We start from the raw sequence: 13,597 nt of genomic DNA, 5'->3' as shown, positions 1-13,597 counted from the left end.
TCAAACACCAACATCATTGAGACTATTTAATTTGTGACGTATCAGTGATTTATTTTCGTACAAGTAACACGTTTGAATCTAAAATTAACAGTAACCTTTTGTTTTTAGAAAGATAGCTTGGTTTAAGTCGTACGAGGTCATCATGGTTCCTTTTCCATTAAAACTTGAAAGAGTCAAAGCCGTTATTTTCGACTTAGACAATACACTCGTCAGCTCCGATATGAACTTCAAAGATCTTCGTCAGCAACTAGGCTGTCCACAAAACGAAGATTTATTGGATTTTGTTGATAAGCTTGACCATCCACATCAGAGAGAGCATGCCCATAATGTCATCTTTGATCATGAAATTTCTGATGCCGAGCAGTCATCTCCGATGTTGGGTTGCCACGAGCTTTTGGCATACTTACATCAGCATAAAGTTAAAACCGCGATAGTAACGCGCAACTGTTTGATCGCTACGCAGCGCAAGTTGGAACATAACCGAATTAATGTTGAACATGTCCTCACTCGTGAATGCTATCCAGCAAAACCTGATCCTTTATCACTCCAAGTCCTAGCCAAAGAGTGGCGATTAATGCCAGATGAAGTACTTTATGTGGGCGATTTCCTTTATGACCTACAAGCCGCATACAACGCCCAAATGCCATCCTGCTTGGTTCACCACAATACGACTGCACAATTCCACGACTCCGCCTCTCTTGCTGTAACAGAACTGACCGATTTACTCGAACATTTTCAGTCTTTTAAGCACATTCACGACTAACTAGGTACTTTCATAAACAAAAGGAGCACTCGCGTGCTCCTTTGACTTATTCCCGATTTATTTATGCGCCCCGAAGTGAGTGCTTGGGTGATGCGTCGCTTAGCCTTGTAGGTAAGCGTTAAGCATCCACATTAATTTTTCTTGCTCACGGATGTAGTCACCCATCAATGCCGCGGTACCTTCGTCGCCTGCTTCACCCGCGTTTTGCAGAATCTCACGCTGTTTTAGAAGTAGAACGCTAAAGCCTTGAACCAGACCTTGTACACACTCCTCACCAGAAGTCGCGTTTTGATGTTCTTTAATTTCACTTGCTTCCAAGTAGTTGCTGAATGCGTGCGCTGGCGTATGACCCAAAGTTAGAATACGCTCTGCAAGCTCATCGATTTTAGTTTGTAGATCAGTATAGATCTCTTCAAATTTTACGTGCAGTTCGAAGAATTGCGCACCTTTAATGTTCCAGTGGTAACCGCGAGAGTTCATGTACAACACTTGGTAATGTGCTAGCAGTTGATTTAGCTGTTGAGCTAGTTGTGCTGATTGTTCGCTGTCTAGACCAATTAGGCTTACTTGTTTGTTCATAATCTTACTCCTAGAAGGATGATACCAATCGTAGTAACGAACGATTCTCTTACTCAGATTGGTATAAAGTTTAAAAATTCTTTTGCAGTATTTGCTGCCGATGGAGTCATATTACGACTCCGGCTCGGTGAAGAAAATTTGGTTTTAGCTATGATTTAAATAGCCAAATCCAATGAGCAAGCAGACGAATATCGGCGTATCATCCAACAAAAAGCCCCAACCCTTTTTGTGTAAAAAGGGTTGGGGCTTTTTTACTATTTGGTTAACGAGCAAAAGTAGATGAAAAGATGTAAACCTCATCTACGCCGTTTTGAAAGTTGCCATCTGTTGATTAAGCTCGGTAACTTGCTCTTTTACTTGCAATGACGTCTCTGATGCACGTTGGCTGTTATTCGAAACCTCATCCACTGATTGAGTAATATCGGACATCAATCCAGTGATCGAACTAGTCGCATGAGATTGCTGCTCTGCCGCTGCCGCAAGTTCTGCCATTTGTTCATTCAAAGAGCCAATTTGCTCAGTAGTAACAAGCAAACGAGTTACCGCTTTTTCAATGTGCTCCGCGCCTTGCTCCGCAAGTGATTGGCTGTGTTCAATTTCCTCAACTACCGAATTAGTCGAGCGTTGAATCGCATTGATGATGCCGTTGATTTCTGTCGTCGATTGAGTAGTGCGAGTCGCTAACATACGCACTTCGTCCGCCACAACCGCAAAGCCTCGTCCTTGATCACCCGCACGCGCGGCTTCTATCGCCGCATTCAATGCCAGTAAGTTAGTCTGCTCTGCCAAGCCTTCAATCACCTCCGTAACTCGGCCAATGGCTTCGCTCTCTTTGCTTAACTGCGTCACTTGCGTACTCGCGGTTTCAATGCTGCCATGTAAGCTTTCCATGGTGACTTTGTTTTGCTCTAAAGCATCACGACCTTGTTCAATCTCGCCTTTTGAATCAGAGAGCTTCTGCACCGATTGATTGGCTTGATCTAGGGTGTTACGCGCGGCTAAAGCGATCTCATCCAATTGGCTTCCCATTTCAACAATGCTGGTCTGTTGCTGTTCCACATTCGATGAGGTGACTTGCGCCGATTCCAACAAAGCCCCCATACTGGCATCCACTTGGTGCGCTTTTTCACTCACCCCTGACACAATGCTCGCTAACGATTGGTTCATGCGGTTAATCGAATCGGTAAGGTCTGCCAATTCATCTTTCCCAACAACGGTGAGCGGAGGCTGAGAAACGTCCCCTGAAGCGATCGTCTTTGCACGCTCCGATAAGTTTTTCACTCGGCGACCAATGGTGTTGCCCATGTATTTTGAAATCGCTACTGCGGCAAACAAAACTAATGCCGCTGCAATCAACATAGTGGTCAGTACGTTCTTGATCGACTGATTAATACCCTGTCCGCTTTGATCAGCACGACTTTGCTGAGCTAATACGATCGTTTCTAAACTTTGATCTAGGGCATCTGCTGCTGGCAACAGTTCGTTCGCCATCAGCAAGTTTGATTCGTTCCACTCTGGCGACTGACGCAATGCGATCACCTGCTCTGCTAAAGGAAAGTACAGTTGCTGCATTTCTTTAAACAGTGACCACAGTGATTGGTCGTTATCAGTCAGTCTGTCGAGTTTGCTATCGATTTCCGCCACAGACTGATTGTGGTACTTAATCAAGTCGTGGTATTTGTCCAGATGATCTTGCTGGCCGTACAACAGGAAGTCTCGCAAGGCGGACAGAGCCTTAGCGAGCGAGGTATAGCTGTCGGCGTAGACTTTAAACAGACGTTTTCTGTCTCCACCAAATGGGTTTCCTGACTCTTCATTGATTAAGCTTTGAAGCTGATCAAGTGCCACTTCTGCAATGGGTGCCGCTTCGTTAATAAAGAGGTTGTGCGCGGGTAAGTTCTCATCACTGTGGCTAAGTTTAATCAGCTTGTTCAAAGAGACTTTTACCGCGTCCCACTGGCTTTGAGTCGCTTGAAAATCCTGTTCAGAGATCAAAGCCTGCAACGTTGGAAGCGACTCGTCTGTTGACGCCATAATATTACGCACGTCCTCACTCAGACGTGCGCTCGCCTCTTCATCGCCACCTAGCAACATGTAGGCTCGAATAGAAGACAACGACGCTTGAACGGACTGTTGGATACCGCGACTGGTGTCTACGGTCGGTAAATCGGATTTAAGTAGCGAAGAGGCGTATTGCTCTACGGTGGTGACGTTGCGATACGTGAATACCGCTGATGCCATAAAAAGTACGGCTAGCAGCACAAAACTGAGCTGCAACTTCCCTGATATCGTAAGGTTCATCCATAAACTCCTGACAACGATGAGCCTTAAATATAACGATGTTTATAAAAATGTTAAATGCTTGTATCAAAAACAACTTCAGAACAAGGCATTATTTGTGATTGATTGCATTATTTAGGGATAGCAGCTAAATGAAAGGCGTCTCTAGTAACTATACCGGATATTAGCAAACACCAAAGTTGCAGGTGTTTCTCCAAATAAGCTGCCGTCCGTACCGTTAAAATGTTGAACTACAGTTAGCAGTTGCCAATTATTACTGAGCGAATAGCTGCTGGATAATCCAGCAAAGTAAGAGCCATCATCATAGTAACTAGCCGATAAGGTGACGCGGTTGAGCGCCGTTAAGTCGAAGCTAGCATCGGCATAAACAGTATGCTCCGTGAAGCTCAAGGTTTTCGCAGAGAGAGGGAGGTTTAGGTAAGTTAATGCGCTGCTCGCTGGCTTTGGTTCAGAAATAAACAACCAAGCACCTCTCACCATCCAGTTACGCACACCACCAAAACTGTAATCTGACTCCAAACTAGCGACTGTCGTATCCTCAGTAGGCTGACCTTGATGCTCTGTATCAATAGGATCAAACCAGCTTAACTCGCCTCGAAACCCGGCTTGATAGATATCAGTCGCGAACCCTGCTCCAAGAACATAGTCTTGCCGAGATCGGCCCGCAATGATTTGATAGTCCCAACCAGAAACGTTGGAGAAATATCGTAGTGACGTGCTGTTTTCTTTAGACTGCTTTGACGGAGAGAAAACGAGATCTAACCCGTCGGCAAACCCAAGTTTTTTACTCACCATGACAGCGTCGGTGCCCGCCCGCTCTTCGTAATCAAAGTCGTAAATAGAATAGGCGTTGTAGATGTCGTTTGGGTTCCAAATGGTGTTCATTGACCAGTTGACCCGGAACCGCCCTAACCTTGCACCCCAATCTTGGTCACTCCAAGAGACGTAGAGTCGATCCAGTTGGGTATTGAGGATTACATTATCTTCTCGCCAGTTTTTGCTTAGATCAAAATACCCATTATCAAGCGCCACGAGTTCCGCATATTGAGGAATCTCAAGCGCATCGCCCCACAATGCTCTATTCCTGATACCAAGATTTATTCGCCATTCAGGAGAAAAACGATATTCAACGTTAATCCGGTTATGGAGTAGATGGTCAAGGGTATTACCCTGCTCGTCAGGCATACTATAGGTCGCCATGTATTTCACATAGCCATTGATATCCCATGCTTTTTCAGGCTCCAAACCCGGTATGCTGGCATTAATTTTAATGCAAATTACCGCAGGACTTAACGCAAAAATAAGCCACAATAACTTGGATAGTAAGCTTACGCCTTCTACTCTACCATGCATGGCTCTTCTCTATGGTGTTATCAATGTTGGCAAAATCTCGAGCCAAACGCCCGTCCTCAAATACTATGATTCGATGCGCGCGCTTAATAACTCTAGGATCATGGGTAGAAAAGATAAATGTGGTGCCTTCTTTTTCGCTGAGTTGTTCCATTATATCAAGCAGCTCGGCTGTACTTTTTGCGTCTAAGTTGGCGGTAGGCTCATCTGCCATTACAAACCTTGGTTTTGGTGCCAATGCTCTTGCAACCGCAACTCTCTGTTGTTGGCCTCCAGACATTTGACTCGGACGTTTATGCATCTGCTGCGATAATCCAACCTGTTGCAGTAATGCGCTGGCGCGTTCACGATATTCCCTTTCTGTTTTCCCTTGCAATTGCATAACAAACTCGACGTTTTCAAGAGCTGTCAGTACGGGGAGCAGGCTATAATCTTGGAAGATAAAACCAATGTTATCGCGCCGATAAGCGATCAACTCTTTTTCTGACATATCAGAGATTAAGCATCCATCAATTTCCACGCGTCCTGATGTAGGTGAATCGATCCCGCCCAACATGTTTAGTAGCGTCGTTTTCCCTGAACCAGAAGGTCCCATAATAGCAACAAACTCACCTTGCTTGATCTCCAAATCTACGCTCTGAACCGCATGTACCGGGAAGTCACTCTTTGGGTTGTACGTCTTGGATAAGCCTTCCAATTTAATCGTCATTACGTTTTCTCCGCCATGGCATCCGCAGGTCGATGTTTGAGAATTTGCCTTGCTGGATACAAAGCCGCAAATAAGCTCGCGACAAAAATAGCCACAATAATCAATTGATACTCGTAAAACGATACTCTTGGATAAAGCAAGGTATCGACGCCATAAGCACCTAATCCATCCGCAAGTGCGCCAAGCGATAAGCCAGTAATACTCAGTATTTTCAGCATGACTGCGCTTCCTAATAACCCTAACGCGCAACCACTCAAACCAAGGAATAGCGTTTCCAAAATAATCAGTGTGCGAATTTTATGCTGCTGCATGCCAACCGCCATTAACACCCCAAACTCTCTCGTTCTTTCAAAAACTGACATCAGCATGATGTTGATGATTCCGAGAGTCATGGCAAGTACGAAAACGACCAACATAATTTGGTTAGAGATATCCATTGAGCTCATCATTGTTGCGAGTAAAGGCTGTATTTCTTGCCATTTTCTCACGACCAATTGTTCACGGTTGGCTTGTGGCAATATTGATAACGTAAATGCCTCTGCACTTTCTAGCTGTTTAGTCTCGTTGGAGTTCAATAAAACGCCAATTTCATGCGCACCCGACAAGCCTGCGATTGTTTCGAGATCGACTTTACGGACGTAGACATTACCGTCATCAAACGTGGTGGATGGCGTTTTAAAAATACCTCGAACGCGAAAAGCTGCGCCAGATACATCACCCTTGATGTCAGATAATGTTAAAACCACTTTCGATCCAACACGCAGCTTCAACCGATTTGCGGTTTTTTGCGAAACAAGAATGGGGTTTCTTCCCACTTCGTTTAACCATTCTCCGTCTATCACATGGCTTGTAAGCGGTGTGATACTTTGCTCTTGTTCAATATTGATGCCATTGATCCGAACGCCTCTCGTACTACGCGCAGAAGCAATCATGCCATCAGCAAGAAATCGCGCCGATACCGCTTTAACATCTTGATGTGCAGCCAAAGCGGCCGTTATCGTTTGATAATTCGTTATTGTGTCACTAAGGTCAGGATTATTAAGGTAGGATTTCTGATGCACTTGTAGATGACTGGTTTGCCACGCAATCGCGTTTTTGATCATGCTGTCGACCAAACCGTTCATGAATCCAATCATGGCAACAACGCCCATTAAGCCGAACACCATCGCTCCTAGCATAATGGAAGTTCTGAGCTTGTTCCGCCATAAATTACGCCACGCCAATTTAATCAACATGCGCGCCTCCTTTTAGCCCACTAGCAATGGGCAAGCGAAGAAGTCTAGCCATCGGATACATCAGACATAACGATAAAATAACGAGAACGACAAGAATTTGATCAATTAACAAATACGGCTCTAGCGAAACAGGTACGATTGGTTCAAAGCCACTCTCCAGCATCACTTGTGCAGCATCGCCTGTAATCTCAATCGGATTGATATAGAAATACGCAAGCACAGGCGCGCTGATCAAGATACCGAGCACAAGACCAATAACGGAGATAAACATCGATTCAATGGCGACGAGCCCCATAAGCTTGCTGCGCAACATACCCGTCGCGAGCATCACCGCAAATTCACGCTGGCGCTCTAACGTCATCATCAAAATCGTGGCAAACAGGCCAAAACCAACAATGCCGTACAAGATATAGATCAAAAAGATCCCACCCGCTTTGTCCAAGGCTATCTGTTGAGAAAGTTCTGGCGACAGCTCCTGCCAGCTTTTTACTGCGACGCCATTCCCGTAGTGGCGCTTTAGTTGTTTAACAATGTCAGGCAACACGCGTAAACTTTGAGTGTTAAGGACCCATGCGGTGACTTGGTTATCAAGCGAATACAACGCTTGTGCGGTATCAAGAGGCATGTAGACCAACTGAGAATCTAACTGCTGCAAAGGAAAGTGCAAAATACCGGACACCTGATACAGTCCAGCCGCCGTTTGACCACGATAACCCGAACCATACAACACCAGTTCATCACCAACGTTCAAATGAAGGTAGTTTGCCAAACCCTCACCAACAAGCACCGAGTTTTGTCCAGATGCAATAAAGCGCCCTTGTACGATTTTGTCACTAATGCTGGAGTAGCTATCTTCAGCGTCAGGCTCAACGCCGAGCACCATCACGCCTTTGGATCGTTCGTCTTTGGCGGCAAGCGCAAATGACTCAATTCTCGGCAGAACGATGTCGATATCAGGATTATTTTTGGCAGATGCAATGAACGCAGGCGTTTGTGGAAGGACATCATCAATGCTAGAGGAGTCCCCAAAATCGGGATGTTGTAGCTGAATTAATCCCGTATAGAACTTCGCAGCGTTTTTAATATTTGAGGAGTAACTTCCTTCTTGGAACGCTCGAGTCAGTAAGGAGAGAAACAGAACAAGAGCTAACGCAGAAGCGGTTAACAATGTCCGCCGTTTTTGCCGCCATAGATTTCGCCATGCGAGCTTGATGAGCATCCGATCTCACCTCTTATCTAAACCAAAATCCACCCTAATCTCGCAGAGCCTTCATTTGCTGCTGGGAGAAAAAGTCATCATCGATATCAAAATCAAATTGCGCTTCGTGCGTAATCAAAACCGTTTTATTTCCTGGTTTATCTATCGGCTGCATCTCCATGCGAGTCGCAACGTCTCGCCCACCCAACGTTTTCACATCGTAAGTCGTCAAAACATTTACCAGTTCATCAAATTCATCGTAAAACTCGACTTTGCGCTGTAACAAGCTCGTTTGAGAAATCCACAGTCTGACTTTGCTCCAAACCACTGGGGCGTCAGGCTTGGCAAGTGCATCAACTACCCAAACTTTGTCGCCATCAAAGGTTTCACTTTGAAGCAGTTGATGTTGATAATCGACAACAATAGAAGATTGGTTAATTAAATCATCATTCGTGAAGTCTGATCCCATCCAAGACTGACTGAGCATGGATGGCGCAATTTTAATCACTCGCTCTATACTCGGCACCCAATTCCACATTTCTCTATGACGTTTTAACGAGGCGCTACCTTTATCTTTCGCCGGAGCAGTCACCAAGACCAAAGATAATTCCGTACCTTTCGTCCAACTCTTCATGGTCATTGAACGTGACCAGTCAGGGCGAACAATTTTCATGGTGGCTTCGCTATAACTAGATTTCCCGCGCATCGCTTGATCAGACTTTTGGACTATATCGAAAGCGCTCTCAGCGTAAGAAAAAGAAGAGAGAAGTACACAAGCGAGAACACAAAACGTTTTATACATACCTTCCCTTTGTACCGACACGACCTAGAATTTGAAGCTAAACGGGTATAATAATTTTAAATTCAATTGAGTATAGCAAGTGAGGATTTAGAAATAGCGATTGGTGACTCAAAAACGCTAAGGGACTTGACGAAGCTCAGGTTGAACCTGGCTGTCTGTTATAACTTGAAACACCGAGCGATTTTTACCTTCAGACTTACCTTGATACATCAGTTGATCAGCGTCTTGTAAATTCACGATGTGAGTAAATTCAGGGTAGTATGCGCAGCCTAAGCTAATGCTCAAATGAATCGCTTGCCCGCCAAGGATAATAGGTTGTTCGTACACGGCTTTGCAGAGCATTTGAGCAAAGTCGCGCGCTTCTCGCTCAGAGAGCGATGCCGTCACGAGTGCGAACTCTTCTCCGCCAATTCTCGCCAATGTCATACGTTCATCAGTCATTGATTTTGCTGTTTCAGCCACGGCCACTATCGCTCTATCTCCGACAAGATGACCGTATTGGTCATTAATTGATTTAAAATCATCAATATCAAATACCATTACCGTCAAGCTTCGCTGCAAGTGATTCAAGAGCGCCAATTGTTCAATCAAGTGTCTACGGTTGTAGAGTTTTGTTAGGGAATCCGTTAACGTCATCTCCAGCAATTGCTGGTTAGCAATCGTCAATTGTCTTGTGCGCAGCGCAACCATGCGTTTGAGTGCGAAGATATGATACAGCGTCGCGACCGCCATAACGAAAATCGCAATAGGTAGGAGATAAAGAGGATAGACCGTTTTCACCACACTCCACCGATTGAGGATCCTTTCTCGATCTGTATCGATAACTTTTTCAAACGCTCGAGAGACATCCAAAATGGAAGCAGAACTATGCAACCCTGCTGCAATCCGAAGGTCTTTACTATATAAATTTATTACAGGAACAAACATGCCTGCTCCCGGCATAGTTGCCATATAAAAGTTAGCAACTTGAAGGTCCGCGACAAAATACAGCACCTTCTTAGCGACAGCGGCCTGTATCATCGTGTCGTTATTAATGTACTCTGCAATAGGCGCATTAGGATAATTCGTCTTAATAAACTCAGACTCGTAACTTCCTTTAACGACACCAATTGGCAACGTCATTTCACCAGCTAAAACACTTTTGACATCAATCGAAAGCACGTCTTGATTGACATATAATTTGGTTTGAATGGGCATGATAACTGCGCCAAAATCCAAGTAATCGGCTCTTTCCGATGAGTAAACTAATCCCGCGTGAAAGTCAGCACGCCCCTCTTTTACGGCCTGTAAAGAAGCCTCCCAATCAAGAAGCAGAAACTGAACATCAATTTGGTTGTCCGCCGCATACGCTTTCCAGAAGTCGATCAAAATGCCTTTGGGTTCACCGTCTGGGCTAAGGTAAGAGAATGGCTTCCAAGCTTTGGAGTTAGCAACTATTAAAGAATGAGACTCTGACTTGTGCGCATACGTCATCGGGCAAATAGACAGCCATAGTAGTAACAAAGAAGCACACGCTTTTGTACACTTGCAACCATAAGTACCATAACTCGTCGATGACATACCTACTTCTCACCAGTCTTTTTAAACCATAATCTCGGCTGTTTTGTCTGATCTAAAGATATAGCAGAGCGGTGTCGGACAGGAAGTGGCTCCTATTGATATGAATCTAACTTAGTAGGTTTTAGTACTTATTTGGTACTTTTCAGCGTCTAGTTTTAAGAAGAAAGCTAGCCAGTATAAGGTGAGATAAGAGTGATTTAACTAACACTAAACCATTGAATTTGAATAGGTTGATAAAAAGCAGCATCAATAAAAAAAGCCCTATTCAAAATCCACATCGGGGAGAACTTTGAATAGGGCTCTTTGCCTCTATGCTTCATTTTCCGACTGAAGCTGCCTTTACCTTTTTTCGCTTTTACGACTCGTGTTCTGAACAATTGACTGGTGACAACCGCTTTTAACGCATTGTCCTTGATTTCACCTCTGCCGAAATCGGTCTCGTGTTGTAACTCATTCGGCTGAGGACTGGTTTTAGGTTTTGCCATAAATCCTCCTTAATGGTCGAACCAGATTGGACAATAATTATATAAATAAGTCAAATTTATAGATTTAGTTGAATGTTATGCTGAAAAACTTCACATCACCGTCATTTATTTGAAATTTAATCAAAAACATGCTGGTTAAATAGTGACTAAATACAAATATTTGTCCATAAAGCACTAATATATGTTGACTCTTCGTGGAATTAACCTAGACTCAAACACGGCTAGAAAGAAAGTTCTTTGTTTTCACATTTCGTTGGATTACTTGTAACCCGTCGTCCTGTGGTACGCAATAGCAATTTATTTTTCCACGCTATAAGCGCCGTTGAGGCGAAAGATTACATTATTTAGATATTTAGGAAATAGACATGTCTAACACAGCTACTGGCACAGTTAAGTGGTTCAACGAAACTAAAGGCTTCGGTTTCATTCAACAAGAAAACGGTCCTGACGTATTTGCTCACTTCTCTGCAATCACTGGTGACGGCTTCCGTACTCTAGTTGAAGGCCAGAAAGTAGAATTTGTTATCTCTCAAGGTCAAAAAGGCCCTCAAGCAGAGCAAATCAAAGTACTTTAATTCTTAAAGAATTTGATACGATAGCCAGCTTCTAAAGCTGGCTATTTTTTTGTCTATAACTTATTTTTGCCAACAAAAAACGATATAAATCCATGGCTCTTAAACCGACTATTTATAAGTTACACTGAAATCTCACCTAATACTGCCACCCCTTACCCCATCTAGACGGCCCTCACTACCACAACAAATTCAACCACTTAACAAAGCATCTCAATGTAGATGATTTAGTATAAAGTGCTATAATCTCCGATGCGCGGTACACCTTTTGTACCCCTTAAAATACCTTTCTGGTACACCTTGGAGATCTCAAACAATGGCATCGTTTAGTATTGAAAAACGAACCTTAGCAAGTGGTGAGTCTCGCTATAAAGCAACGGTTACAGTCAAACACCGCGGCAAAATCGCAAAGCGTTTTTCTAAAACACATAAGAAGAAGACGCTCGCCACTGCTTGGGCAAAGAATGAAGTCCGAAAATTGGAAGAAGGAGGCGCTCAGGAACGCTCAATCCCCATTGGGCACTTGATTGATATGTTTATAGAGAATCGAGAGCTTTGGGACAATACAGGGCGTTCTAAGCAGACAATCATCAAGTTTCTGCGCGACTGTGACATTGCTAAAATCCATGCTGATGAACTAACATCCAAAGACTTAATTGACCACTGTAGAAACCGCTGCGCCACCGGAACTAAACCTTCAACCGTTTACAGTGATGTTTACTACCTGCGCTCTATCTTCAAAAAAGCCAAACCTGTCTTCAATGTAGCTGCCAACCTTGCCACCATAATTGAAACCACGCCAATTCTCACTGAAATGAAGCTAATTGGTAAATCTGAGAAACGAACTAGACGTCCAACAGCCAGCGAACTAGAACTGCTAAAACAAGCACTAGAAGAACGCGAACAGCGTAGAGAGAACAAAATCCCCTACTCTGATTTACTCGACTTTAGCATTCTTAGCTGTATGAGAGTTGGTGAGGTATGCCGAATTCGATGGGAAGACCTAAACGAAGAGCAAAAGACTGTTATCGTCCGAGACAGAAAAGACCCTCGTAAGAAAACCGGTAACCACATGGTTGTGCCACTGTTAGGCGGCGCCTTTGACATTGTCATGCGTCAAGAACGTAAAAGCGCATGTATCTTCCCCTATAATGAGCGCTCAGTTGGTCGAGGATTTGGAGAGGTTTGCCAAAAGATCGGAATTGATAATCTCAGGTATCATGACCTACGCCGTGAAGGTGCAAGTCGCTTGTTTGAGAAAGGGTTCAGCATTGAAGAAGTCGCTCAGGTAACGGGACACCGCAATCTCAACACTCTATGGCAAGTTTACACTCAGTTGTTTCCGCATAAGTTGCATGAACGAAAGATATGAAAAAAGCCGCTAAGAAGCGGCTTTTTATCATGTGTCGGTCGGAGCGGCGCCCGCAGTCTCAATAAGAATATGAATTTTCTTTAAGTCACTGAACAAATTGCTTCAAGTTAATGATTTATCTTCCCGCAATCTGAACCACGCTCGGCACGTCTAGGGTAACTGTGCTTTTACTATTATGCCTAGCCTTCATTGGTTACCTCAGGCTGACAAATCGTCTTTAAACGACCTAAGATGATCATAGATAAAATCAGTTCTAGTGTCAACTGCACCATGTTGTTAGAATACGTCGTTCTTAATTTGATCGTAGAAAAGCAATGACAACCGATACCTTTACTAAAACAGGCGATAAGCAATTCGACTTCTGGTTGAAAAACAATAGTAAAGATTGGGCCATCATTCCAGCAGGAACTATTGAAGGCTTTGATGAAGACCTACCAATTAGGCTTCAGGTTGGTAACAAAGGCTTTGGTCAAAAGCATATCGAGTTTCGCCATGGTCACTGGCTAAAAAAAAATCAAAAAGACAGTTCAAGAAGCACTTGCTACTAAGCTAGGCCAAAGCGGAAGTGTCTACACAACAGAAGAAGATGGCAAACTTAAGATCATGATGCGTGTCAGCCCAGATTCACTACTCGTTATCCGGTATGTTCCGAACACGCAGGGAAGTTTCTT

Annotated in this window: 13 protein-coding genes; 4 read left to right on the top strand and 9 right to left on the bottom strand. The window is 44.0% G+C overall.

All coding sequences use genetic code 11. The features are described 5' to 3' along the window. Positions 1 to 142 precede the first annotated feature (142 nt). Complete coding sequence (locus OO778_RS23425; protein WP_074189932.1) at positions 143 to 763, top strand: HAD-IA family hydrolase; 621 nt, start codon at positions 143 to 145, stop codon at positions 761 to 763. Positions 764 to 862: 99 nt separating this feature from the next. Here OO778_RS23425 and OO778_RS23420 read toward each other — a convergent pair whose 3' ends face one another. The 9 genes from OO778_RS23420 to OO778_RS23380 form a co-directional block, all read right to left on the bottom strand. Then, the gene (locus OO778_RS23420) at positions 863 to 1,342 is read right to left on the bottom strand and encodes a Dps family protein (protein ID WP_074189931.1); all 480 of its coding nucleotides are present in this window, start codon (positions 1,340 to 1,342) and stop codon (positions 863 to 865) included. Positions 1,343 to 1,642: 300 nt separating this feature from the next. Then, positions 1,643 to 3,643: a methyl-accepting chemotaxis protein gene (locus OO778_RS23415; RefSeq protein WP_074189930.1), complete on the bottom strand. Its 2,001-nt coding sequence runs from the start codon at positions 3,641 to 3,643 to the stop codon at positions 1,643 to 1,645. A 144-nt stretch (positions 3,644 to 3,787) separates the two neighbouring features. Beyond that, positions 3,788 to 4,996 (bottom strand): hypothetical protein, encoded by a 1,209-nt coding sequence (locus OO778_RS23410; protein ID WP_074189929.1) that lies wholly within the window; start codon positions 4,994 to 4,996, stop codon positions 3,788 to 3,790. Then, positions 4,986 to 5,702: an ABC transporter ATP-binding protein gene (locus OO778_RS23405; protein WP_264911917.1), complete on the bottom strand. Its 717-nt coding sequence runs from the start codon at positions 5,700 to 5,702 to the stop codon at positions 4,986 to 4,988. The genes OO778_RS23410 and OO778_RS23405 overlap by 11 nt, the downstream gene beginning before the upstream one ends. Continuing rightward, the gene (locus OO778_RS23400; RefSeq protein WP_046873696.1) at positions 5,702 to 6,937 is read right to left on the bottom strand and encodes an FtsX-like permease family protein; all 1,236 of its coding nucleotides are present in this window, start codon (positions 6,935 to 6,937) and stop codon (positions 5,702 to 5,704) included. Before OO778_RS23400 ends, OO778_RS23405 begins: the two co-directional genes overlap by 1 nt. Further along, entirely contained in the window at positions 6,927 to 8,156 is a 1,230-nt protein-coding gene (locus OO778_RS23395; RefSeq protein ID WP_074189927.1) for an FtsX-like permease family protein, read from the bottom strand. Before OO778_RS23395 ends, OO778_RS23400 begins: the two co-directional genes overlap by 11 nt. Positions 8,157 to 8,190: 34 nt before the next feature. Beyond that, positions 8,191 to 8,937, bottom strand: coding sequence for an outer membrane lipoprotein-sorting protein (locus tag OO778_RS23390; RefSeq protein ID WP_046873698.1), 747 nt, complete (start codon positions 8,935 to 8,937; stop codon positions 8,191 to 8,193). Between the two features lie 117 nt (positions 8,938 to 9,054). Then, complete coding sequence (locus tag OO778_RS23385; RefSeq protein WP_104970152.1) at positions 9,055 to 10,497, bottom strand: sensor domain-containing diguanylate cyclase; 1,443 nt, start codon at positions 10,495 to 10,497, stop codon at positions 9,055 to 9,057. Between the two features lie 197 nt (positions 10,498 to 10,694). Next, positions 10,695 to 10,982: a ribosome alternative rescue factor ArfA gene (locus OO778_RS23380; RefSeq protein ID WP_264911913.1), complete on the bottom strand. Its 288-nt coding sequence runs from the start codon at positions 10,980 to 10,982 to the stop codon at positions 10,695 to 10,697. Between the two features lie 365 nt (positions 10,983 to 11,347). Between OO778_RS23380 and OO778_RS23375 the strand changes: the two genes are divergently transcribed. The 3 genes from OO778_RS23375 to OO778_RS23365 all read left to right on the top strand — a co-directional run bounded on the left by OO778_RS23375 (position 11,348) and on the right by OO778_RS23365 (position 13,474). Further along, positions 11,348 to 11,557, top strand: coding sequence for a cold-shock protein (locus OO778_RS23375; RefSeq protein WP_005375625.1), 210 nt, complete (start codon positions 11,348 to 11,350; stop codon positions 11,555 to 11,557). 313 nt (positions 11,558 to 11,870) lie between these two features. Further along, positions 11,871 to 12,926: a site-specific integrase gene (locus tag OO778_RS23370; RefSeq protein ID WP_264911911.1), complete on the top strand. Its 1,056-nt coding sequence runs from the start codon at positions 11,871 to 11,873 to the stop codon at positions 12,924 to 12,926. Positions 12,927 to 13,240: 314 nt separating this feature from the next. Next, positions 13,241 to 13,474 carry a hypothetical protein gene (locus OO778_RS23365; protein WP_264911909.1) on the top strand — a complete coding sequence of 78 codons (234 nt, stop codon included), beginning with the start codon at positions 13,241 to 13,243 and terminating at the stop codon, positions 13,472 to 13,474. Positions 13,475 to 13,597: the final 123 nt, after the last annotated feature.

The organism is Vibrio sp. STUT-A16 (assembly GCF_026000495.1).
GTDB lineage: Bacteria > Pseudomonadota > Gammaproteobacteria > Enterobacterales > Vibrionaceae > Vibrio > Vibrio diabolicus.
This window is presented reverse-complemented; position numbering and strand designations above follow the sequence as displayed.

Bases quoted from the DNA above. Each gene is read 5' to 3' on its own strand.
- OO778_RS23420 (WP_074189931.1), bottom strand. From the start codon at position 1,342: ATGAACAAACAAGTAAGCCTAATTGGTCTAGACAGCGAACAATCAGCA.
- OO778_RS23395 (WP_074189927.1), bottom strand. From the start codon at position 8,156: ATGCTCATCAAGCTCGCATGGCGAAATCTATGGCGGCAAAAACGGCGG.
- OO778_RS23415 (WP_074189930.1), bottom strand. From the start codon at position 3,643: ATGAACCTTACGATATCAGGGAAGTTGCAGCTCAGTTTTGTGCTGCTA.
- OO778_RS23370 (WP_264911911.1), top strand. From the start codon at position 11,871: ATGGCATCGTTTAGTATTGAAAAACGAACCTTAGCAAGTGGTGAGTCT.
- OO778_RS23365 (WP_264911909.1), top strand. From the start codon at position 13,241: ATGACAACCGATACCTTTACTAAAACAGGCGATAAGCAATTCGACTTC.
- OO778_RS23390 (WP_046873698.1), bottom strand. From the start codon at position 8,937: ATGTATAAAACGTTTTGTGTTCTCGCTTGTGTACTTCTCTCTTCTTTT.
- OO778_RS23385 (WP_104970152.1), bottom strand. From the start codon at position 10,497: ATGTCATCGACGAGTTATGGTACTTATGGTTGCAAGTGTACAAAAGCG.
- OO778_RS23380 (WP_264911913.1), bottom strand. From the start codon at position 10,982: ATGGCAAAACCTAAAACCAGTCCTCAGCCGAATGAGTTACAACACGAG.
- OO778_RS23405 (WP_264911917.1), bottom strand. From the start codon at position 5,702: ATGACGATTAAATTGGAAGGCTTATCCAAGACGTACAACCCAAAGAGT.
- OO778_RS23400 (WP_046873696.1), bottom strand. From the start codon at position 6,937: ATGTTGATTAAATTGGCGTGGCGTAATTTATGGCGGAACAAGCTCAGA.
- OO778_RS23410 (WP_074189929.1), bottom strand. From the start codon at position 4,996: ATGCATGGTAGAGTAGAAGGCGTAAGCTTACTATCCAAGTTATTGTGG.
- OO778_RS23375 (WP_005375625.1), top strand. From the start codon at position 11,348: ATGTCTAACACAGCTACTGGCACAGTTAAGTGGTTCAACGAAACTAAA.
- OO778_RS23425 (WP_074189932.1), top strand. From the start codon at position 143: ATGGTTCCTTTTCCATTAAAACTTGAAAGAGTCAAAGCCGTTATTTTC.